A 22478-nucleotide genomic window follows, 5' to 3' on the forward strand; every position below is an offset into this window, starting at 1 on the left:
AGCAGAAGCTTAGAAAACACACAGCAGACTAAACAGAGCAACATCTTAAAACCATGAATATCTTAGACGAAATAATTGCCCAGAAATATAAAGAAGTAGCAGAACGTAAGGATTTATACCCAGTAAAGTTGCTGGAGAAAAGCCTTTACTTTGAGACACCCTGCGTTTCGCTGGAGCACTACCTGCTTCGCCCGGATAAAAGCGGCATCATCGCAGAAATAAAGCGTAAGTCGCCATCTAAAGGAGATATCAACCCATACGTTTCTGTGGAGCGAACCTCTATTGGTTATATGCAGGCCGGCGCATCCGCTTTGTCTATCTTGACGGACACCAACTACTTTGGTGGCAAGAATGAAGATTTGATGACGGCCAGAAAATTTAACTACTGCCCCATTCTGCGCAAAGACTTCATGGTAGATGAGTACCAGGTAGTGGAAGCGAAATCGATTGGTGCTGATGCTATTTTGCTTATTGCGGCTGCACTGGAATCTGCAAGACTAAAAGAACTGGCTGCCTTTTCCAGTACTCTAGGACTTGAAGTATTACTGGAAGTGCATAGCCTGGAAGAGCTGCAGGAAAGCATGAATGAGTATGTAACCGTAGTAGGGGTGAATAACCGCAACCTGAAAACATTCAAAACCGATGTTGGTTTGTCCTTTGAGCTGGCAAAGCATATACCGGCAGGCGTCACAAAAATTTCTGAAAGTGGCCTGAGTCAGCCGCAGACTTTGGTTGATTTGCAGGAAGCAGGCTACAATGGCTTTTTGATAGGAGAAAGCTTTATGACGAGCAGTCGACCAGAGCGTGCTGCTGCAGCCTTTATAAAAGAACTACGAGCGTTACAGGTAAAAAAGGAGACGGTGGCATGAAGGTGAAAGTATGCGGCATGCGCGAACCAGAGAACATCCGGCAAGTAGCTGCGCTACAACCTGACTTCATGGGTTTCATCTTCTACAAAGAATCGAAACGTTTTGTCGGAGACATCATCACCCCGGAACTTCTATCTTCGCTGCCTGCTTCTGTCCAGAAAATAGGGGTTTTTGTGAATGAAAGCACAGAGGTCATAAAAGAGAAAGTAAAGACCTATAACCTGAACCTGGTGCAGCTACACGGTAGCGAAACACCCCGGCAGTGCCAGGAACTGCAGGAAGCTGGCATCAGCGTTATCAAAGCTTTTTCTGTGGGAGATAGTTTCTCCTTTCAGAGTACCCTGCTCTATGAGCGGTACTGTGATTACTTCCTTTTTGACACCAAAGGAAAGCAATACGGCGGCAACGGCGTTGTCTTTGATTGGGAGTTGCTGAAGGGCCATTTGGCTGATAAGCCTTATTTCCTGAGCGGTGGTTTAACACTGAAGAACCTGCAGCGCAAGGAGTTTGAAGAGCTGAGACCAAAACCTTATGCTGTGGATGTCAACAGCGGTTTTGAACAGGAGCCGGGCCTGAAAAAGGTGGAGGAGCTGAAGCAGTTACTGGGAGAGCTGAAAGAGAAAACTTAGAGACAGTAGTAAGAAGCTAAAATTACCCTTGCCTTTGCGGTGTGTTTTCACTTGCAAGTAGAAAGCATACAGGTCCACTCATCATGGGTTCTAAGCTTTGAAAATTAAGGTTTTGTTACAGAAGTAGCGCTTTGCTGATAAGTCTCTTCCTGAATGATAGGAAAAAAAGCTGTTGGTCAAAAGACACAACAGTGGCAATGATAACATATTAACACGAGCACACGGTAGTGTTCGAAATAGCCTTTATTGGCTGAAAAATAATGTACATGATGAGACAATAAGACGGAGATGCCTTTATCTAACATCTAAATTCTAACATCTAAAAAGATGAAATACTCAGTTGACGAAAACGGCTTTTACGGTAAATTCGGTGGGGCCTATATCCCTGAAATGCTGCACCCCAATGTGGAGGAGCTACGGGAGAATTACCTGAAAATTATGCAGAGCCCTGATTTCCAGGAGGAACTCCAGGCATTGCTGAAGGACTATGTAGGTCGCCCTACACCTTTGTACTTTGCCAAGCGCCTTTCAGAAAAATACAACACGCAAATATACCTTAAAAGGGAAGATCTGAACCATACCGGTGCACACAAAATCAATAATACGGTAGGGCAGGTGCTGATGGCGCAGCGCTTAGGTAAAAAGCGCATTATAGCCGAGACAGGTGCCGGACAACATGGCGTGGCTACGGCCACAGTATGTGCCCTGATGAACTTGGAGTGCATCGTGTATATGGGCGAAGTAGACATTCTGCGTCAGGCCCCGAACGTAGCCCGTATGAAAATGCTGGGTGCTACTGTGGTACCAGCCACCAGCGGAAGCCGCACATTAAAAGATGCCACGAACGAAGCCATCCGAGACTGGATTAATAATCCGGAAGACACTTATTATATCATCGGTTCTGTGGTAGGGCCGCACCCATACCCGGATATGGTGGCTCGCTTCCAGGCAATTATATCAGAAGAGATGAAGTGGCAGCTGAAGGAGAAGACTGGCCGCGAAAACCCTGATTTTGTAGTGGCCTGCGTAGGGGGCGGCAGCAATGCAGCCGGTGCTTTTTATCATTATCTTGACACGCCGGAAGTGAAACTTGTTGCCGTGGAGGCCGCCGGAATGGGCGTGGAATCAGGTGAATCAGCAGCTACTTCAGTATTAGGTAAAGAAGGCATTATCCACGGTAGCCGCACCTTGCTTATGCAGACAGAAGATGGTCAGGTAACGGAGCCATACTCCATTTCAGCAGGACTCGATTATCCCGGTGTTGGTCCGATGCACGCGCACCTGCACGATTCCAAACGCGCCATTTTCGAGAATATAACCGATGAAGAGGCACTGCAGGCAGTCCTGGAACTGACGCGGCTGGAAGGAATTATTCCAGCACTTGAAACAGCTCACGCCATTGCTGCTCTGGATAGAATAGGCGCCAAGCCCGACGATGTGGTGGTGGTGAACCTCTCTGGCCGTGGTGATAAAGATTTGTCAACGTACTTAGATAGATTCCAATTAAATGGATAACAGAATTAAGACGCTTTTTGAGCAGAAGCCACAGGGCCTGCTATCGGTATACTTCACCGCTGGCTACCCGAATCTGGAAGACACGGTGCCCATTATCCTGGAGCTGGAGAAAAACGGGGTGGACCTGATTGAGGTGGGCATGCCTTTCTCTGACCCGCTCGCTGATGGCCCTACTATACAGCAGAGCAGTGACATTGCACTTCGGAATGGCATGACAATAACGAAGTTGTTTGATCAACTGAAAGACATCCGGCAGAAAACGCAGATTCCGCTGGTGCTGATGGGCTACCTGAACCCGGTGATGCAGTTTGGTGTGGAGCGCTTTTGCAAAATGGCAAAAGAAGTAGGCATCGACGGGATCATATTGCCTGATTTGCCGCTTGCAGACTATGTACGGGAGTATAAAGAAATATTTGAGCAGAATAACCTGAGCAAAATATTCCTGGTAACACCTCAGACTCCAGAGAAGCGCATCCGCGAGATAGACAGCCACACCAACGGATTTGTATACATGGTATCCTCTGCCTCCACTACGGGCAGCACCACTGGCAAAGCCGTTACTAATACCGATTATTTCCAGCGTGTGCGGCAGATGGAGCTCCGTAACCCTAGCCTGATTGGCTTCGGCATCCACGACAACGACACGTTTTCGCAGGCCTGTCAACATGCCAAAGGCGCCATCATCGGCAGCGCATTCATTAAAGCGCTGGCGCAGGAGGGAAGTCTACAGGAAAATATCCAGACATTTATTCAAAGCATTCGAAAGTAACCATGATCATACAATTACAGCAAGACATATCCGCTGATGTAAAACAGCATATCCTGCAGGAGATAAAGAAAGTTGGTTTCAAGGGGAACGAAGTACAAACCCAGAGCGGTCACTACATTGTAGGTATTGGTAAAAGAGAGTTCGACATCCGCAGGCTGGGCCAGTTGAAGGGAGTGGCGGACATACACCGTGTGTCTGACGAATATAAGCTTATTTCCCGCAAATGGAGAGTAGAGCCTACCCGCATCGACATAGGTGACGGCGTGGTGATAGGCGAAGGCAGCTTCAGCATCATGGCGGGGCCTTGTTCTATAGAAAGTGAGCAGCAGATTCAATTAGTGGTGGATCACCTGAAGGCAAATGATGTAAAAATTATGCGGGGCGGTGTTTTCAAACCTCGTAGTTCTCCTTACGCTTTCCGGGGCTTGGGATTGGAAGGCCTGCAGATGTTCTACCGCATCTGCCGCGAAAGTGGTATCAAAATCATCACTGAGGTGATGCAGGTGTCGCAGATAGAGGAGATGATGAACTATGTGGATGTATTCCAGGTAGGAGCCCGCAACAGCCAGAACTTTAACCTGCTCGACTCACTGGGTGAAGCGCAGAAGCCTGTGCTGCTGAAAAGAGGTATATCGGGTACCCTAGAAGAGCTATTGCAGGCAGCGGAATACATTTTCTCAAATGGCAATGAGAAAATTATGCTGTGCGAACGCGGTATTCGTTCCTATGAGAATGCCTACCGTAACGTACTCGACCTGAACGCTGTTCCGGTGCTGAAAGCGAAAACCCACCTACCTGTCATCGTAGACCCCTCTCATGGTATTGGTTTGCGCGATTATGTGGAGGAAATGTCTTTGGCAGCTGTTATGGCTGGTGCAGATGGCGTTATATATGAAACACATCAGAAGCCGGAAGAGGCGTTCTCTGATGGACAGCAAACCCTGAACTTCCAGGAGTCAGAGCGGCTGGTAAAGCGGATGCGCCAGGCGTACGCGCTGCGCGAGAGCTTCTAAAAGAATGAGTCACATGACACAAAAAAGCTCGGATCTTACCAGATTCGAGCTTTTTTGTGTCCTCTAGCCTTCATTCCTCCTTTCCCGTAGTAATAAGGGCAAAACAAAAAGTATGGATAAACTTTACTCTAAGTCTGATTTCCGGAAAGGCAGTGCTGCTATATGGAGAAGGGTTATCTCTCTTGCCACGGTACTTTTTTTGATTCTGTTGTTAAACAGCTGTGCTGGTTTGGAAGAGTCCCCGAAGTATCAGTTCTCCGAAGGGTATTACAAAGTAAAGCTGAAAGAGAAAGGAGCTGCTCGTCGCATGTATGTAGAACCTCATGAAGAGGATTCTGTTGTTCTCTACCCACTAATTATCTCTGCCCAGGGAACATCTTTGGATACATTAAACAAGATAGTGCTGAACACTTCCTCTGAAAGGGACGAGCCACTGGCCGAGCATTATACCTTTGCCGAACCCTCGTTTGACTTGGACTTGTTAACCATCCCTTTAAAGTACAGGCCAGACACAGAGGGTTTTCCGAGGCAGCTGAATACAAGCTTTCAGGCGGCTGTTTACGCCGGGCTCCGGACAGACTATTACAGGATGGGCTATACAACAACGCCTTTAGGCAATCATAAACGGCACTTTAACCATTTTGGCTTTAGTATGGGAATTTTTTCGGGCTTGGGCTCAGCTTTTATAAATGAGGGATTCACCAATGGAACAATAGCTTATGAATATGATGCTTTTGTCCTAATTGGTGGTGTAGCCGGTATAGTGGGCGTGAATAATTTCACACTGGGTTTATGTATCGGCATTGATCATTTAATGGATCAAAACCGGCAGGAGTGGATCTACCAGCACAAGCCCTGGGTGGGGCTGGCATTCGGTCTGAACCTGAACTGACTATAGATAGTAGAAGAGCATAAATGAACCAAACAAGCACCGATATCAATCTAAGAGACTTACGCCATAAACATCCGAATGACATAGCTGAAACCATTACCGAGCTAAACTCTAAGGAACGGATACTGGCTTTTCTGCTGCTTCCCGGCGATATGAAGTCTGAAGTTTTCACCTACTTCAACCATAAAGTGCAAGAGGAGGTGCTGAAAGAGCTCGGCTCTCGTGAAACTGCAGCCATGCTGGAAAATATGGCACCCGATGACAGGACAGAAATATTTGAGAACTTCCCTGACCTCCTCATAAAAGAGTCACTCAATTACCTTTCACCAGAGGAAAAAAGTATAGCGCTGAACCTGCTGGGCTACCCTGAGAAAAGCATCGCCCGCCTGATGACACCATATTATATACAGGCAAAGAAAGGCTGGACGGTAAAGCAGGCGCTGAACAACATCAGGCGGTACGGAAAAAAAGCCGAAACGCTGAACCACATTTACGTGGTAGACAAGGAAAATAAGCTAATCGACGACATCCGCATTGGGAAATTACTCATGGCAGATGAGGAGCAAACAGTAGAGTCGTTGATGGACTATGCATTTGTGAGCCTGACCACCACCATGAGCAGAGAGGAGTCTATTGAGCAGTTTAATAAATATGATCGGGCTGTGATGCCAGTGGTGTCGGAGAATGGCGTGCTGGTAGGTATTGTAACGTTTGATGATATTTTTGATGAGATAGAGCGCCGGGATACGGAAGACATTCAAAAGTTTGGTGGTCTGGAGGCCCTGGAGCTGTCCTATACTGAGACACCCCTGCTTACGCTGGTACGTAAGCGGGCAAGCGTTTTGCTAATCCTTTTTTTAGGTGAGATGCTGACGGCCTCTGCCATGGGCTTTTTTGAGGGAGAAATTGAGCAGGCCGTTGTACTGGCCTTGTTTATACCTCTCATCATTTCCAGTGGCGGTAACTCCGGGTCACAGGCAGCCACACTGATTGTGCGGGCGATGGCTATAAAGGAACTCGGCATTAAGGACTGGTGGTATGTGATGCGAAAGGAAGTGTTATCCGGTATGCTTCTGGGATTGATTTTAGGTGCTGTAGGGTACCTTCGGATTATCCTGTGGCAGCAGGCAGGCTTTTATGACTATGGCGAATATGCGCATTTAATTGGATTAACTGTTGGTTTCTCACTGATTGGTATAGTGCTTTGGGGTACTATAACGGGCTCCATGATTCCTTTTGTGCTTCGTTTGTTGCGTCTGGACCCAGCCACCTCATCAGCACCATTTGTGGCTACGCTAGTTGATGTAACAGGTCTGGTAATTTATTTCTCTATTGCGGCAGCGATGTTGACAGGCACATTGCTTTAAAATTTTCAGGCATTGGCTATACTTTATAGGCAGCAAGTTCTATCTTTGTAACCATGGCAGGCATTAACAGGAACATGCATCACCACTACGCACGAAACAATAGTTTCGGAGCCGTCTGCCTATGGATTTGCTAAAAACATAAAAAAATATCCAGAAGCCTGACTCCGAAATGGGTCAGGCTTTTTTATTTGTTTGAATCAGGATTATTAACATTAACAGGATTAGTGCTTTAGCTTAGCATATTTCCCATTACTGAGATAGAAACGGGTAGCCTGTAAAATAATGTCTTAGGTCTAACATCTAATTTCTTACGTCTATCTAGATGAACTTAGTTATAGTTGATTATAAAGCCGGGAACGTACAGTCGGTGCTGTTTGCACTGGAACGGCTGGGCATACAGGCAACGCTGAGCTCCGACTTCGAAACCATCAAGTCTGCTGATAAAGTCATCTTTCCGGGAGTGGGAGAGGCCTCTTCGGCTATGGCACAGTTGAAGTCCCGCAACCTCGACAAGCTTTTGCCAACACTAAAGCAGCCATTTTTTGGTGTTTGCCTGGGCATGCAGCTCCTCTGTGAGCATTCTGAGGAAGGAGATATCGATTTGCTCGGAATCATCCCGTTAAAGGTGAAGCGTTTCCAGACAGATTTGAAAGTGCCACACATGGGCTGGAACCAGCTGGAGAACTTAAACTCGCCACTTTTTGAGGGTATTAAGGAGCAGGAGTATGTTTACTTTGTGCACAGCTATTATGTGCCGAACAGCGACTGCACCATTGCCCAGGCACTTTACCCGGAACCGTTTTCTGCCGCGTTGCAATACAAAAACTTTTATGCCGCGCAGTTCCACCCGGAGAAAAGCGGACCTGCCGGCTCACTAATCATCCAGAACTTCTTAGCCTTATGATGGAAATTATACCAGCAATAGATTTAATTGGAGGCCAGTGCGTACGCCTGACCGAGGGAGACTTTGCCCAGCAGACAACCTACGACAGTAATCCGCTGGAAGTAGCCAAACGCTTTGAGGTGCATGGTATAAAGCGCCTGCATTTAGTTGATTTAGACGGTGCCCGGGCCCGAAAGCCGGTGAACTTAGCTGTTCTGGAGAACATTGCATCCAATACCGGGTTAACGATTGACTTCGGGGGCGGTTTACAATCCGAGGCGGCGGTACAACAGGCATTTGATGCAGGTGCTGCGCAAATTACGGCCGGTAGCATTGCGGTGCGCGAACCGGAAATAGTAAAAGTCTGGCTGCAGCAGTATGGCGCTGATAAAATTATTATTGGCGCTGATTTTAAAGGCCAGCATATCGCCATCAGCGCCTGGACGGAAGAAAGTGACTATGCACTGCAGGCCTTTATCTCCGACTATGTAGAAACGGGTGCAAAGCTGTTTATCTGCACCGACGTAAGCAAAGACGGTAAGCTTCAAGGACCTTCCATCGACACTTACCGGGAGTTAAAAGCGACACTCCCGAAAGCAGGACTCATAGCCAGTGGCGGGGTTACGACAATAGAAGACCTGGAAGTGCTGCAGAAAATAGGAGTGGAGGGTGCCATCATTGGAAAAGCCATTTATGAGGGTACTATTCAGTTAAAAGATTTAGAACGATTCATATGCTAACAAAACGCATCATACCCTGTCTCGACATCAAGAACGGGCGCACCGTGAAAGGCGTCCGTTTCGAGAACATCCGGGATGCAGGCGACCCAGTGGAACTGGCGAAGTGGTATGCCGGGCAAGGCGCCGATGAACTCGTTTTCCTGGATATCACAGCTACAAACGAAGAACGGAAGACTTTTGCTGAACTTGTACGCGATGTAGCCCGGCATATCGATATACCTTTCACAGTGGGTGGTGGTATCAGTGCTGTGGCAGATGTAGAGGTATTGTTACAAGCCGGAGCGGATAAAGTATCTATTAACTCAGCTGCCATTCGAAACCCACAATTGGTGGAGGATTTGGCAAAACGCTTCGGCAGCCAGTGCGTCACTGTGGCAGTGGACACAAAGTATACCCAAGACACCGGGTGGAAAGTTTACGCCCGTGCCGGCACTGTAGAAACAGAACACGCCACTATGGATTGGGCCCGGAAGGTAACAGATTTAGGGGCAGGCGAAATTCTGCTCACCAGCATGAACAACGACGGCACCAAAGCAGGCTTTGCGCTGGATATAACAGGCGCGGTAGCCAAAGCAGTAACTGTACCTGTAGTAGCCTCTGGAGGTGCAGGCAGCATGGAACATTTTGCAGATGTCTTTCATCAGGCACATGCTGATGCTGCTTTAGCTGCCAGCCTGTTCCACTTCCGCGAACTGGAAGTGCCAGACCTGAAAAGATACCTCAAGGAGCAGGGTGTGGATGTGCGTATCTAAAGATATTGAAGGAGTGAATGCATCTATGTTTCACTTTATAACTCTCTAAATTTCTAACTTTCAAACTTATTTACGTGGAATTAGACTTCGATAAAACAGGCGGACTTGTACCAGCCGTGATACAGGACGAACTGACGGGGCAGGTGCTCATGCTGGGCTATATGAACCAGGAGGCGCTGGACAAAACACGGCAGGAAGGCCTGGTTACCTTTTTTTCCCGCTCTAAAAACCGTCTCTGGACAAAAGGAGAGACATCGGGCAACACCCTGCAAGTAAAAAGCATTACCCGCGACTGCGATGCAGACTCGCTGTTGATAAAAGTAAAGCCCACAGGCCCCACCTGCCACACCGGCTCTACCAGTTGCTTCGGTGAGGAAGCCGCCTCTAACAGGGCAGCTGCTATCAGGTTTATTGCTGACCTGGAAGAGGTAATACAGCAGCGAAAATCTGAACCAATTGAAGGCTCCTATACGAACTTCCTTTTTGAGAAGGGTGTTAACAAAATTGCCCAGAAAGTAGGGGAGGAGGCTGTTGAAACGGTTATTGACGCCGTGGCTGGCAAACTCGATACGATGAAAGGCGAAGCAGCAGATTTATTGTACCACCTACTGGTGCTGCTTTCTGCTACAGGGCTGGAACTGAAAGACGTGGTGGAAGTGTTGCAGGAGCGGCACAAAAAATAGGAACTGTAGTATAAGCTTATGCAAAAGCCAGCGGCAGGTTTTTTTACACCTGCCGCTGGCTTTATTTTTTATGGTTGCACCAGTTTAAGGTTTTTGAATCCGCCTGAGACAGTGATATCGCAGGTGCGTACATCAGCTAAGCTGGCATTATACTTTGTAGGGTCAAATGCATCCTCCATGACAACAGTAAATTTGCCGCTGGCCAATTTATTCTTTGGATCGAATGAAATAATTTGTAATTCTCCGTCTATTGTATTGCCACCACTGAACAGGGCACTGCCGGACCCTGAGCCCATGTAATAGTAATAGGTGGTTTCGGCAGGACCAGAATCTGCGTCCGGCAGGGACTTCACTTTATATTTTCCCACATACCCATTTACCAGGTCTGCCTTGTTTATAATGAAAACAAGCGCTTCTTTTCCCTGCGGCCGTGCAGGCGCAAAGATTATTTCGAGCACATCGTTTTCAAGTGCCATTTGGACTTCTGCTGCACCCAAGGTATAGCTCTCCTCGTCATTTGCATCAGCATTGTGAAAGTCGAAAACTCTTTCCATTGTTGCCTCTGTTTCGGGTACAACAGAGGCTGTTTCTTCTTCATCACAGGCTGTAAAAAGGAAGCAGAAGAGAAACAGGATGGAGAGTGGGAATAGCTTTTTCATATGCTTTGAATTTTATCATCAGATGGAATTGCTTCTTCTATTTTCATGCCAGTATTTTATATAGCTAATACCTTTTTTATTTCATCCGTCACCTCGCCTCCTTTTTCTTCCTGTAGAAAATGACCGGCTTCTATCCGCACTACTTTTGCCTCAGGGAAAGCTGTTTTCCACTTGTCCAGGAAATGCAGGGGAAGCAGGGCATCTTTCTCTCCCCATAGTATTAGTTTAAGAATTTTTTTAAGCTTTTCCCGTTGCTCCCAGAGCGATTCAAAATAAGGGTTTGCCTCATGTAGAGCCATTGCAAATTGCCAGGTACCGAATCTTTCAGATGAATTGGAGAGCGGCTTCAGGTAATGTGTATGGATGTCTTTGGGAATGTTCTTTCGCTTGTGGTAACCTCTTGGGAGTAATAAGCGTGCGGAAAAGCCTAGCTGTAGGTACAAGAACCTGCCGATGCCCCCGCTCATGAACTTACTGATTTTGCTTATTTGCTTTTCCTCTTCCAGGCTCCACATCCACGAGTTCAGCACCACCAGGTTCTTCACATTCTCAGGGTGGCGCAGGGCATAAAGCAAACCAATCGGGCCACCAAAGTCGTGCACAACCAGCGTAATGTTCCGGAGCCGGAGGTGCGCTATCAAGCTCTCCAGGTTCTCGGCATGAGCGGCGGGAGTATAGGCAAAGTCATGAGGTTTTTCAGAAAGGCCAAAACCCAAATGGTCTGGGGCGATACAGCGAAAATTACGGCTGAGGCCTTTTATTTGCTGACGCCACACAAAAGACCAGGTGGGCGTACCATGTACAAAAAGAATAACCTCGCCACTTCCTTCGTCTACATAGTGCATTTGTCCTGCCTCTAGCTGCAGCGTGTTGTGCTGAAAGGGATAGAGTATCTTGTCGAGCCATCTTGGGAATTGCATAGTCTTTTCTTTAGAGGTTGGAGTATCTTTGAATTAGAAGATTTGCCACTTCATCAATAGGGTAGTTTTCGTTAAGAAGATAGTGCGCTGCCATGCCATCAATAGCGGCAAACAGCAGCTTCGCTTCTAATTCCGGCGACTGCACTCCAGCCTCTTCAAGGTTCTTTTTTAGCTGTTCCTCTATAAAAGATACCTGTTCCTTTACTTCCAGCGCCATCTGCTCCATCACATTGCCCTGAAAACGCAGGCTATGCAACAGGCGCCAGAAGTTTCTCTTATATTTTAGTAGCTGCACCGTCTGCAGAATATGCTGCTTCAAAGAGGAAGTACCGACAGGTTTGTCATGTATAGCAAAAGAATTGATAATATCGCTGTTGCCCTGTCGGAAAACCTCGTGTAACAGTTCTTCCTTACTGCTGAAGTAGTTGTACATCAGGCCCAATGATACCCTGGCCTCCGCTGCAATCGTACGGATAGAAGTAGCGTCATAGCCTTTTTCAGAAAAAAGCATCAGGGCTGTGTCTACCAGTTGCTTTTTGCTTTTTTCCCGCTTCTCATCTGCTTTGCCCATACAATGAATGAACGTTTGTTCAATAAATATAAGAAGCTACCGGCTGATTTCAAAATAATTATGTTTTGAAATCAGCCTGTATCCTACAATGAAAGAAGAAATGCAGAAATAGCGGCTTATAGAAAATGCAGCAAAAAACGGAAAGGCTTCTTGGGAGGCTTTAGATGTTCGTGGTTTTGATTAGCAGTTTGCGGTATTTGGTGAAAATACTCGATTTGGACACAAACCCGATGTACGTCTCGTTCAGAAGCACAGGCAGGTTCCAGGCGCCTGACTCATCAAATTTCTGCATCACCTCCGCCATACTAGCATCGTACTGCACCACGGCTGGAGGTTTTATCATGAGCTCCTTCACCTGTACTACATTATACTTTTCTGTCTTAAACATGATTTCCCGCACATTCTCCAACAGAATAACGCCTGCTAATTGCTGCTCCGCATTGACCACCGGGAACAGGTTGCGGCGCGAATCAGCGATTACACGCACCAACTCGCCCAGGGTGGAATCCGGTGAAACAGGCTGAAAGTCTGTTTCTATCAAGTGGCGTATTTTCATGATATGCAGGATCGTGCGGTCTTTGTTGTGCGTTAGTAGCTGTCCTTTTTGCGCCAGCTTTTTTGTGTCCAGTGAGTAGGGCTCGAAGTATTTAACCATAGCGAATGAAGTTGCCGCCACAATCATAAGCGGTATCATCAGGGTGTATCCACCGGTTATCTCGGCTATAAGAAAGACAGCAGTCAGGGGTGCATGCATCACCCCGCTCAGTATACCTGCCATGCCCACCATCGAAAAGCTGCTGACAGGAAGGGTGCTGATGTGGAGCATGTTGACAAGACGAGAAAAGAAAAAGCCTGTACAGGCCCCTACAAACATAGAGGGAGCAAAATTTCCGCCGTTACCGCCAGAGGCAATGGTGATGGTGGTCGCAAACGCTTTTATCAGTGCGAGTGCCCCTACAAAGGCAAGTACCAGCCACTCGTTGGTATCTGAGAAAGGCAGCCAGCTGTCCTGAAACAACATTTCCGCATTGTTTCCTTCAAGCAACGTGATACTTCCGTAGCCTTCCCCGAACAGGGGCGGGAAAAGCATAATGAGCAGCCCCAGCAACATACCACCTACAAGCGCACGGGTGTACGCTTTTCCCGGATACGACTCAAAAACCTCCTCTACCCGAAGCGCCATACGGGTGTAGTAAACCGACATCATTCCGGCCAAAACACCCAGCAGCACATAGAATGGTACATGGTAAGCGGCAAAGAATTCACTCTGCCCGATGTTGAAGAGTATCTCTTCCTGGAGGATGATCTTAGAGCAAAGTGCCCCTACCACTGCTGCCATTATGAGCGGAATAAAGGCCGCGATGCTGATATCAGTTAAAAGCACTTCTATGGCAAAGAGAACTCCCGCGATGGGTGCATTGAAAACAGCCGCTATGCCAGCCGCCGCACCACTTGCCAGCAGTAAGGTGCGGTCGCGGTAATTCAGGTGATATTCCCTGCCGTAATTAGAACCAATGGCTGAGCCGGTAACCACAATAGGGGACTCAAGGCCTGCCGAGCCTCCAAAACCAGCAGTGATTCCGCTCGTCAGCACATGCGAAAACATTTTGTGCCGCTCCATCATACTGGACTTCTGGGAAATAATGAACAATACACTGGCCGTTCCGCGCCCGATGGTGCCGTTAAAAAGCGTGCGCACCAGCAGCACAGTGAGCAGGATGCCTATTAGCGGGAATATAACAAGCCAGTACGGCTGGTCCAGCAGGCGATTGCCGTAAGCCAGCAGCACATGTACATAATGCACGAGTGTTTTGAGTGCAACGGCAGCTAGGCCAGCTGTGAAACCAACCAGCACACTTGAAATAAGCATGAACTCGCGATCAGAGGCGTGGCGCCGTAACCAAAGGAGCGGAATCTTAGATTTCTTGTAAAAAGGCATTGCTTGTAGCCACCCTATGGAAGCTTTTAAGTAGAAGGTAAAAGTAGGAAGAACTGAAGCGAACCTCAACCACAACGGTATATGTTATGCGGCAGCCTGCAAAAAAAAATCAGGACTAAACTCAACTTACTGGCTCAGAATGCTGTTAATTTCAAGGAGTATCTCTATCTATACATGAGGTAATGTCTTGATATGGCAGCACAGTTACAGCACGAATATGATTTCCTCACGCTTAGGGATGAGCAGGGCCCTTTTCATATAGTTGGGGATGTGCACGGCTGTTTTGAGGAATTGCTGGAGCTGTTGCAGCGACTGAACTACCGCATTGCGTTTAACGAACAGGATCAGCGGTACGAGGTACAGCCGCCCGATCATTTCAAAGCGCTATTTGTAGGGGATTTGGTTGACAGGGGGCCAAACTCACCGGAGGTGCTTCGGCTGGTGATGGACATGGTAGCAGCAGGGCAAGCTTACTGTGTGAGCGGCAACCATGACAATAAACTGTACCGTAAACTGTTGGGCCACCAGGTGCAGGTGCGTCATGGGCTGGAGCTGACAGTAGCGCAGATGGAAAAGTACCCCCCGGCATTCCATGAGCGCGTCAAAAGCTTCTTAGGAAGTCTCCCGCATCATATTATACTGGACCAGGGGCGGCTGGTGCTGGCTCATGCCGGGTTGGAGGAAAACCTGCACGGCCGAAACAATAAAAAGGTTCAGGCTATGTGCCTGTATGGTCCTACCACGGGAGCCCAGGATGAAAAGGGACTGCCCGTACGCTTAGACTGGGCTGCTGCTTATTGTGGCAAAGCCATTGTGGTATATGGTCATACTCCGGTTTTCAAGCCATTCTGGAGAAACAACACGATTAACATAGATACCGGCTGTGTTTTCGGGGGAAGCCTCACGGCTTTAACTTATCCGCATCATGAACTCACGGTTATAAATGCCTTCCGAAAGTATGCTGATCCTACCAGGCCATTCATTCACCACCACCCTCACGCGCAGCAGCCTTCTTCTTCGCCCTCTTCTTAAACACCTGCTCCTCATATTTGTCGTAATTTACCACTTCCTCAAGGTGTTCCCGGTGCAGGTATTTTCTGAAATCTCTCAGATTTGTTCTGTCCCAGAAAGGTATCTTGTTCTGCACAGCCGTTCTGCCAATTACGTGCGCAGCCACCGGAGCAGTTATAAAAGTGAACATGATTATGGAAAACACTTTCAGCAGCATGCTTGGCTGGTTGAAGTAGATGCCAAGCCCAAGTAGTATCAGCCCCAGGCCAAGGGTGCTTCCTTTCGTAATGGCGGACATTCGGATGTAAAAATCAGGTAAACGCAGCAGCCCTATGGTGGCCACCAGCATAAAGAAAACGCCAGACAGGATAAACACACAGCTGATGATTTCCCTTATCAGGTCATAGTCTATGGTCTCAAACATTTTTATTTGGTGGTTTTCATGAGATAATAGGCAAAGGAAATAGACCCTAAAAATCCAAAAAGCGATAAAATGATGGCGACGTCTATAAAATCCTCGTTGCCCGTGTACTCTGTATAGATAGCAATGATGCCAATGACATTAGCCACTATCAGATCGAAGGCTGTAATCCGATCTGGTAGTGTAGGGCCGATAGCAAACCGTACGGCTGTCAGCAGCAGGCACAGGCTAAGCACCACTATTGCTATCATTAAAGTTGCCTGAAAAATGCTCATGTTGTCAATTCGATTAATCTTCTTTCAAAACCGTCTTTTATTTGCTGCTTCAGCTTCTCTGTGTCATTGTTTTTTATGTACAGGGCGTGCACATACAGGATCTTCCGATTTTTACTGACGTCAATACTCAATGTTCCGGGGGTAAGCGTAATCATGTTCGCCAGGAGCATAATTTCGAAGTTCGTTCTCACGCGCAGCGGTATTGCTATAACTGCTGGGTTCATGTAGTAATGGGGCGTCAAAATATCGAAGGCTATTTTTACATTAGCTATGAGGAGCTCTTTCATAAAAAAGAGACCAAAATTGATTCCCTTGGGCAGCTTCCGGAAATAGTCGCGATTATAAAACCAAGAGCTCAGCCAGAGCAAAATAAAAACAACAACAAAGGCAAGGAAAGCTGTTGCAGCACTATAGGGGAGAAGGCGAAGCAGGCCCTGCCGCAGAAGTATAAATACTGCAACCAAGGTGAATATAAAATGATAAAAGAACAGCTTCATAGTCTACCTTTTGTACCAATGGGTTTTAAAGATTACCAAGATATTTTACTTAAAACGCCTTTGTTGCTTTATTACCTCTATCCCACTTTTCCAATTTTGGCTACTCTGACCAGCGATGTTACAAACTCAGCAGCGTAAGAAAAAACAAGTATAAGCTGCATACTATACTCATCGTGTAGCACTACATTATCATAAGCCTTCTTTCTGATTTAGTACGGCATCTATATAAGTATTGGTGTAAAATAATTGGTTAGCGGCCTCTTGGGCAAGCTGAATGACTGGTTGCGCGAATAGACTGATAAATAATATAAAAAACATGAGCAACACCACGGGCACGTACATAAACCGAATGTGCTTCTGGTTTACTATTTTAGAAAGAGTTTTAAGTTTAGCTTTCTCAGGTTTTGACTTCCAGAATACCTCATTCCAAATCTTGGTCATCGAAAAAAGCGTTATCATGCTTACACCCAGCGACGTGGCCACTAAGTCATAACTGCCTGCTTCAAAACCTCCCTTCGCCAGCATGAATTTTCCCCAGAAGCCTGAGAGTGGCGGCAGGCCGGCCAAAGCGAGTGCCGACAGCAGAAACAGGAGCGCCAGGAACGGTTGCCTGAGGTAAAGCCCTCCCAGTTTTTTCAGGGAGAAGGTATGGTGCTGGTGTGCCACCACACCGCTAACCAGGAAAAGATTTGTTTTGACCAGTATGTTATGAAGTATAAAATAGATGCTTCCGGCTATAGCCAGGGGAGTATAAATTGCAAGGCCCATGAGCATATACCCAATCTGGCTGATGATGTGGAACGAAAGTATTTTCCGGAAGTCTTTTTGCGCGGCGGCACCTATTACTCCTATGACCATGGTTAAGCCCGACATGGCCAGCAACAGGGGCATCATAAAATCTGCTGTGGGTACAAATACCAATGTGAAGAGCCGGATAAAGGTGTAAATGCCAACTTTAGATATTAGTCCAGCTATAAAGGATGATATGGCTATCGGTGGCGCATGATAAGAGGCCGGCAGCCAGAAAAATAGCGGAAAAAGGGCAGACTTTATTCCAAAGCCTGTCAGGAAAAAGATACTGCAAAGGCTCAGCAGTGGCAGATTAGGGTGGTCGGGCCGGCGAACAATCAAAGCCAGTTCAGCCAGGTTAAGGGAGCCATACAGCGCATAAACCACACCCACCCCGGTAAGCAGTATGCCAGAGGCAAAAAAGTTAATGGTCACATACTTCAGCGTCCCTTCCAGTTGTGCTCTCGTGCCACCCAGCGCCAAAAGTGCGAAACAGCAAATCAGCAGCACTTCGAACCATACATACAAGTTAAAAATATCTCCGGTCAGGCACACTCCGCTCACGCCCATCTGCAAAAAAAGCAGCATCGGATAGTACCCGTATTTTTTGCGGGTGTTATCCAGGCCATACAGGGAGAAGAGGAAAACTGCAATGCCAACTATAGCGGCACTGAGGATAACGAGGGCGCTGAAAAGGTCTGCGACAAACGTGATTCCGAATGGGGCAGGCCAGCTCCCGATTTGAGTTGTCAGGATGATGCCCTCCGACACTTCATATAAGAGCAGGCAGGCCGAAGCAAACCAACAAACCTGTGCGATTCCTGCCACTACTGCCTGCGTCCTGACCTGCCTCCAGAAGAGTAGGCACAAGATTGCTCCGTAGAGTGGCATGAGCAACGGAAATAACAAGAGCATACTTTGATCCATTTTGGGGTAGTATTTACCTGCTGTCGGAATAAAAAAGCTTATAAAACTAGTGATGCGAAGGGTTCAGGTTTTATCTGTTTTGTTCAAATCATCGAGGTTATTGGATTTGAATGTCTGATACACCCGTCGGATAAGCACAATGGCAAACGCCTGCAATCCAAATCCTATAACTATCGCTGTTAGAAGGAGGGCCTGTGGTACCGGATCCGGAAAAGGTGCCACAGCTGTTTCCTGGTTTTCAGGGATGATGGCAACTCCTCCGCTTTTTATACCGCCTACCACAAACAAAAACACATTGGTTGCTAAGCCGAAGAGGATTAGCCCTAGTATCAGCTTGAACAGGTGGCGGTGTAGGATGAAGTACAGGCTCACCGAGAACAAAGTGCCAATCAGAAATGGTAACAGTAGCTCCATCGTTTATTCCTTTGACATTGTGAAAATCATTTTCAGCACCATTCCCATGACCAGCAGGTACACACCCGCATCAAACAGCAAGGGCGTGCCCAGAGAACCTATTACCGGAAGTTGCATGTCCATCCATAGTCCTTTCATAAAAGAATAGCCGGATACTAACCCTATCATGCCACTGCTTACGGCCATGAGCAGCCCGACACCAATCAGATATACCGGGCTCACACGCACAAAAATATAGTTCCAGTGAAGTTCTTTATCTCCTTTGCGGCGGCCCCTCAGGTTCGCATTCATGATTTGCAGGAAATAGCGGGTGCGGCTTTTTCCTTCCTGGCGAGGATAGTGGTATAGTGTCAGGCTGAAGAAGACCTTGGCAGTGGCATTTGCTCCGTGGGCCAGCACATGAAATACAAAGGCAATGGAGCCGATAAGCCCTCCGATGAAGCCGCCTCCAGGATGGTTGTGCCCTCTGAAAAGAATGTAAACAGAGAAAATAAGAAACACGGGTGTAAGCAGGCGAATGGCTGTGGAAAGTATGATGGTCCTCATGGTTTGTCTCCTTTCTCCGGGTTCAGGCGCAGCAGCGCAAAAATACCTAGCGCCGCCACAGCCAGTACTATAATTTCACCCAGTGTATCAATGCCCCTGAAATCCACCAGGATAACATTCACTATGTTTTTCCCGTGCGCCTCCAGGTAACTTGCTTTCCCGTAAAATGCTTTTAATTCTGACTCCACCGCATTCTGCTGCACTAACAGCACGATATAGGTCATCACAGCACCAAATAATACGGAAATGGAAATATATTTATATTTCTCCAACTGATGCGACAGGTACCAGAAAGCGGGCAGCTTATGGAGCAGGAGCACAAATATAACGACCGTGAGCGTCTCAATCAGGAGCTGCGTAGCGGCAACATCCGGGGCGCCATACAGGATGTAGAAAAGCGCTGCCGAATAACCTACCAGGCCCATCACCACAATTGATGTGAGGCGGGAACGGGTCGCCAATATGTAGAGCAGTGCCGCAATAACCAGCACAAACAGCACCAACTCATATATCCTGATGTCGTCTAAAATAGATGCCCGCAGGCGGAGATTTACAATCAAGCCGTCCCTCCACAAAGCAAACAGTAGCATGCCGCAAAAGAAGAGCACGATGTAAATGATATACATGCGCAGGTAGCCATTTTGCACCGTATTTATAAATTTCTTAGCACCTTTCAGAAAGCCCTTAAAACCTTTATGATATAGGTTATCTGGGCCGTATCGGTATATGCCCTTCATTGTATGCGCCGACCTGTGCAGCGCCGGCAGGCTGCGGTATAGCAGGTAGCCCAGTAAAAGCGTCAGCAGGCTGAGGCCCAGCACAGGCGTAAACCCGTGCCAGAGCGCAAGTTCAACTTCTATGTCTTTGCCGGGCATGATGCTGGAGGCAGCACGTTCTAAAACAGGGGCAGGCAGAATATTGGCTACAACGCCGAAAGCCAAACCAAGGATTCCTAATACCAGGGGCGGGAGGTATAGGTATGGTGTGGGATGGTGTTGTAGGGGAGTAGGATTACCAGTTTTATACCAGAATAAGCGGTAACTCATCAGCACAGCGACCGCCACAAACACAACCCCAGCCAGCATGTTAATGCCGAGCAGGAGCCAGTTATATGCCGGATTTTCCAGGGATGCCTCATACAGCAGCTCTTTTCCTATAAACCCGAAAAACAAGATAATCCCGGCCATGGAAAAGGCGGCCAATGTGGCGGCTATACCAGTATACCTCATACTGTTGCCTAACCCTTGTAGTGCATATATCTGGCGGGTGCCTGCACTGTGGTCCACAGCACCGGCCACTAAAAACAAAGCACCCTTGTACATAGCATGTGCCAGCAGAAACGCCAGCATTGCCTCTACTGCTAACGCGTTGCCTATACCCAGCATCATCACCATCAGCCCAAGCGCACTGATAGTGGTATAGGCCAGTATCGCTTTCAGATCCGTGTGCTGCAGTGCCAGCAGTGCCCCCAGCACAGCAGTGACACCGCCTACTGCTGTTAAGGAAATCAACCAAACTTCTGTGCCACCTAGCACAGGAGTTAGCCGGGCCAGTAAATAAACTCCTGCTTTCACCATCGTGGCAGAGTGCAGATAAGCGCTCACCGGAGTCGGGGCAGCCATGGCGTTGGGTAGCCAGAAATGAAAAGGGAACTGTGCTGATTTAGTGAAACATCCCAGCAGGATAAGCAGCAGCGCTGGCAGGTATAGGATATGTGAGGTTACATTTATTTTACCATTGATTATAGCGCTAAAGGTGCTTTCGCCTGTCGCCAGGTTTAACAAGATCAAGCCCCCGAATAAGGCAATCCCACCGGCACCGGTCACTATTAAAGCTTGCCAAGCAGAAGTGCGTGATTCTTTCTGGTCCTGGTTAAAACCAATAAGCAAATAAGAACTGATGCTGGTCATTTCCCAGAAAAGGAACAGGCAAAAGAAATTGTCAGCTGTCACCACCCCCAGCATAGCCGTCATAAAAAGGGTGAGGTATAGGTAAAAGCGTCCCAGCAACGGGTGTTTCTCCAGGTAGCCGTAAGCATAGAGCATTATCAGGATTCCGAAGAAAGATATCAGCAACGCAAAGAGCAGACTCAGCCCATCCAGGTGAAACGTTAAATTAATACCCAGATCAGGCACCCAGTTAATTGATTCGTAAATGCTGCTACCTCCCAATACCTGAGGCACCTGCACACAAAAAAATACAAAGATGCACAAGGGCAGCAGCGCCATTGCAAAGACGACATACCTGCCCAGCCAGCGATGCAATAGCGGCGCTGAAAAAGCAACTAGCAACCCTGAAAGCAGGAGATACAGCATCAAAAAATTACTTAATGTATATCTTTTTGGATTTAACCGTATGTTAATTTACTTACCCGCCTACGCTTTTTAAGTTACAGACTTCTTGAAATTGCGCGGTGTAAATATACTATCTAAAGCAAAAAATCTTTCTTAACATGAATACACTGAAACGATTGCTGATTGGCCTAGATCTGACCACAATGGATGATACCCTTATTCATTATGCTGCCTTTTTGTGTGCCGAATTACAAATAGAACAGGTTTGTTTTATTCATGTAGAAAAAAGCCTGGAGGTACCTGCAGAGCTACGGCAAAATCTACAGAGAGAAGCAGTCTCAGCAGAGGAGGGGCTTCGGCAGATGATTGCATCCAAATTAGCTCCCGCCTTTGGCCAACTGACGATGGTGGAAACAGAGATATTGGTGGAGGAGGGGACTCCCCTGAAAGAGTTGCTGCACTGGGCAAAGATTAAAGATATTGACCTGATGCTGGTGGGCCGCAAACTGCGCCTGCGCGGTAGCGGTGTGCTGGCACAGAAAATTCTCCGCTCAGGCAGGTTGAGTGTGTTGTTTGTGCCGGAAATGTACGAGCCTCGTTTGCGCCGCATCGTCGTCAGTGTCGATTTCTCTAAATATAGTGAGATGGCAATGGATCGTGTTCTACATTCTGCGCTCTCAAAGCCTGAGGTGCAGGTGGTTTGCCTGCACGTATACGAGGTTCCTACGGGCTACATCACCCTGGGCATCAGTTATGAGGACTTTGATAAGCGCATGCAGGAATTTGCCAGAGAGAAATACCAGCATATGATGGAGCGGTTTCCTGAACTACAGAACAGGGCACAACTTGTGCTGGTACGGCAGGGGGAACATGATGACATTGGCGAACTGGTGGTGATAGAAGCAAAACGTGCCCGTGCCGATATGCTGGTGATAGGTGCCAAAGGAATGTCGGCGGCGGCGCTGTTTGTGATAGGCAGTGTGACGGAGAAAATACTGCGCCATGATATGGATGTTCCGTTACTTGTGTTTAAGAATAAAGATGAGGAAATTGGTTTTCTGGATGCTTTGATAGACCGGTAGCGAGGTTATACCCGTACTTCA

Annotated in this window: 24 protein-coding genes; 13 read left to right on the forward strand and 11 right to left on the reverse strand. The window is 47.5% G+C overall.

Annotated elements, in window-relative coordinates; translation table 11 throughout:
- Positions 1-53 precede the first annotated feature (53 nt).
- The 11 genes from trpC to hisIE all read left to right on the forward strand — a co-directional run bounded on the left by trpC (position 54) and on the right by hisIE (position 10112).
- Positions 54-869 (forward strand): indole-3-glycerol phosphate synthase TrpC, encoded by an 816-nt coding sequence (gene trpC, locus ACFS7Z_RS01230; RefSeq protein ID WP_377479645.1) that lies wholly within the window; start codon positions 54-56, stop codon positions 867-869.
- Positions 866-1498 (forward strand): phosphoribosylanthranilate isomerase, encoded by a 633-nt coding sequence (locus ACFS7Z_RS01235; RefSeq protein WP_377479648.1) that lies wholly within the window; start codon positions 866-868, stop codon positions 1496-1498. Before trpC ends, ACFS7Z_RS01235 begins: the two co-directional genes overlap by 4 nt.
- Before the next feature lie 327 nt (positions 1499-1825).
- Positions 1826-3013, forward strand: a complete 1188-nt coding sequence (gene trpB / locus ACFS7Z_RS01240) for a tryptophan synthase subunit beta (protein ID WP_377479651.1) — start codon at positions 1826-1828, stop codon at positions 3011-3013.
- Positions 3006-3782, forward strand: a complete 777-nt coding sequence (trpA, locus tag ACFS7Z_RS01245) for a tryptophan synthase subunit alpha (RefSeq protein ID WP_377479654.1) — start codon at positions 3006-3008, stop codon at positions 3780-3782. The genes trpB and trpA overlap by 8 nt, the downstream gene beginning before the upstream one ends.
- Positions 3783-3784: 2 nt before the next feature.
- Positions 3785-4795 (forward strand): 3-deoxy-7-phosphoheptulonate synthase, encoded by a 1011-nt coding sequence (gene aroF, locus ACFS7Z_RS01250; protein WP_377479657.1) that lies wholly within the window; start codon positions 3785-3787, stop codon positions 4793-4795.
- Between the two features lie 112 nt (positions 4796-4907).
- Positions 4908-5687 carry a hypothetical protein gene (locus ACFS7Z_RS01255; protein WP_377479660.1) on the forward strand — a complete coding sequence of 260 codons (780 nt, stop codon included), beginning with the start codon at positions 4908-4910 and terminating at the stop codon, positions 5685-5687.
- Between the two features lie 23 nt (positions 5688-5710).
- A complete protein-coding gene (gene mgtE, locus ACFS7Z_RS01260) occupies positions 5711-7054 on the forward strand; it encodes a magnesium transporter (protein WP_377479663.1) in 1344 nt (447 codons plus the stop codon).
- A 322-nt stretch (positions 7055-7376) separates the two neighbouring features.
- Positions 7377-7958, forward strand: a complete 582-nt coding sequence (gene hisH, locus ACFS7Z_RS01265) for an imidazole glycerol phosphate synthase subunit HisH (protein ID WP_377479666.1) — start codon at positions 7377-7379, stop codon at positions 7956-7958.
- Positions 7955-8677, forward strand: a complete 723-nt coding sequence (hisA, locus tag ACFS7Z_RS01270; protein WP_377479669.1) for a 1-(5-phosphoribosyl)-5-[(5-phosphoribosylamino)methylideneamino]imidazole-4-carboxamide isomerase — start codon at positions 7955-7957, stop codon at positions 8675-8677. Before hisH ends, hisA begins: the two co-directional genes overlap by 4 nt.
- On the forward strand, positions 8671-9429 hold the full coding sequence (gene hisF / locus ACFS7Z_RS01275) for an imidazole glycerol phosphate synthase subunit HisF (protein WP_377479672.1): 759 nt from the start codon (positions 8671-8673) through the stop codon (positions 9427-9429). The genes hisA and hisF overlap by 7 nt, the downstream gene beginning before the upstream one ends.
- Positions 9430-9503: 74 nt before the next feature.
- Entirely contained in the window at positions 9504-10112 is a 609-nt protein-coding gene (gene hisIE, locus ACFS7Z_RS01280; RefSeq protein WP_377479675.1) for a bifunctional phosphoribosyl-AMP cyclohydrolase/phosphoribosyl-ATP diphosphatase HisIE, read from the forward strand.
- A gap of 68 nt (positions 10113-10180) precedes the next feature.
- On the opposite strand, the gene ACFS7Z_RS01285 is transcribed toward hisIE, so the two are convergent.
- The 4 genes from ACFS7Z_RS01285 to ACFS7Z_RS01300 form a co-directional block, all read right to left on the reverse strand.
- Positions 10181-10771 (reverse strand): hypothetical protein, encoded by a 591-nt coding sequence (locus ACFS7Z_RS01285; RefSeq protein ID WP_377479678.1) that lies wholly within the window; start codon positions 10769-10771, stop codon positions 10181-10183.
- A 56-nt stretch (positions 10772-10827) separates the two neighbouring features.
- The gene (locus ACFS7Z_RS01290; RefSeq protein ID WP_377479681.1) at positions 10828-11691 is read right to left on the reverse strand and encodes an alpha/beta fold hydrolase; all 864 of its coding nucleotides are present in this window, start codon (positions 11689-11691) and stop codon (positions 10828-10830) included.
- A gap of 10 nt (positions 11692-11701) precedes the next feature.
- Positions 11702-12262: a TetR/AcrR family transcriptional regulator gene (locus ACFS7Z_RS01295; RefSeq protein ID WP_377479683.1), complete on the reverse strand. Its 561-nt coding sequence runs from the start codon at positions 12260-12262 to the stop codon at positions 11702-11704.
- 160 nt (positions 12263-12422) lie between these two features.
- Positions 12423-14201: a chloride channel protein gene (locus tag ACFS7Z_RS01300; RefSeq protein ID WP_377479686.1), complete on the reverse strand. Its 1779-nt coding sequence runs from the start codon at positions 14199-14201 to the stop codon at positions 12423-12425.
- 192 nt (positions 14202-14393) lie between these two features.
- On the opposite strand from ACFS7Z_RS01300, the gene ACFS7Z_RS01305 reads away from it, so the two are divergent.
- Positions 14394-15233 carry a metallophosphoesterase gene (locus ACFS7Z_RS01305; RefSeq protein WP_377479689.1) on the forward strand — a complete coding sequence of 280 codons (840 nt, stop codon included), beginning with the start codon at positions 14394-14396 and terminating at the stop codon, positions 15231-15233.
- Here the strand turns inward: ACFS7Z_RS01305 and mnhG are convergent.
- The 7 genes from mnhG to mbhE form a co-directional block, all read right to left on the reverse strand.
- Positions 15181-15636, reverse strand: a complete 456-nt coding sequence (mnhG, locus tag ACFS7Z_RS01310; RefSeq protein WP_377479692.1) for a monovalent cation/H(+) antiporter subunit G — start codon at positions 15634-15636, stop codon at positions 15181-15183. The two genes, ACFS7Z_RS01305 and mnhG, sit on opposite strands and share 53 nt — an antisense overlap.
- Before the next feature lie 2 nt (positions 15637-15638).
- Entirely contained in the window at positions 15639-15908 is a 270-nt protein-coding gene (locus ACFS7Z_RS01315; RefSeq protein ID WP_377479695.1) for a monovalent cation/H+ antiporter complex subunit F, read from the reverse strand.
- Positions 15905-16405: a Na+/H+ antiporter subunit E gene (locus tag ACFS7Z_RS01320; protein WP_377479698.1), complete on the reverse strand. Its 501-nt coding sequence runs from the start codon at positions 16403-16405 to the stop codon at positions 15905-15907. The genes ACFS7Z_RS01315 and ACFS7Z_RS01320 overlap by 4 nt, the downstream gene beginning before the upstream one ends.
- A gap of 189 nt (positions 16406-16594) precedes the next feature.
- A complete protein-coding gene (locus ACFS7Z_RS01325; RefSeq protein WP_377479701.1) occupies positions 16595-18109 on the reverse strand; it encodes a proton-conducting transporter transmembrane domain-containing protein in 1515 nt (504 codons plus the stop codon).
- Between the two features lie 75 nt (positions 18110-18184).
- Positions 18185-18535 carry an NADH-quinone oxidoreductase subunit K gene (locus ACFS7Z_RS01330; RefSeq protein ID WP_377479705.1) on the reverse strand — a complete coding sequence of 117 codons (351 nt, stop codon included), beginning with the start codon at positions 18533-18535 and terminating at the stop codon, positions 18185-18187.
- A gap of 3 nt (positions 18536-18538) precedes the next feature.
- Positions 18539-19081 (reverse strand): MnhB domain-containing protein, encoded by a 543-nt coding sequence (locus tag ACFS7Z_RS01335; RefSeq protein ID WP_377479709.1) that lies wholly within the window; start codon positions 19079-19081, stop codon positions 18539-18541.
- Positions 19078-21396 carry a hydrogen gas-evolving membrane-bound hydrogenase subunit E gene (gene mbhE / locus ACFS7Z_RS01340; protein WP_377479712.1) on the reverse strand — a complete coding sequence of 773 codons (2319 nt, stop codon included), beginning with the start codon at positions 21394-21396 and terminating at the stop codon, positions 19078-19080. The genes ACFS7Z_RS01335 and mbhE overlap by 4 nt, the downstream gene beginning before the upstream one ends.
- Positions 21397-21533: 137 nt before the next feature.
- On the opposite strand from mbhE, the gene ACFS7Z_RS01345 reads away from it, so the two are divergent.
- On the forward strand, positions 21534-22457 hold the full coding sequence (locus ACFS7Z_RS01345; RefSeq protein WP_377479715.1) for a universal stress protein: 924 nt from the start codon (positions 21534-21536) through the stop codon (positions 22455-22457).
- Positions 22458-22478 lie beyond the last annotated feature (21 nt).

The sequence above is a fragment of the Pontibacter toksunensis genome (genome assembly GCF_042686245.1).
In the GTDB taxonomy this organism is placed as follows: domain Bacteria; phylum Bacteroidota; class Bacteroidia; order Cytophagales; family Hymenobacteraceae; genus Pontibacter; species Pontibacter toksunensis.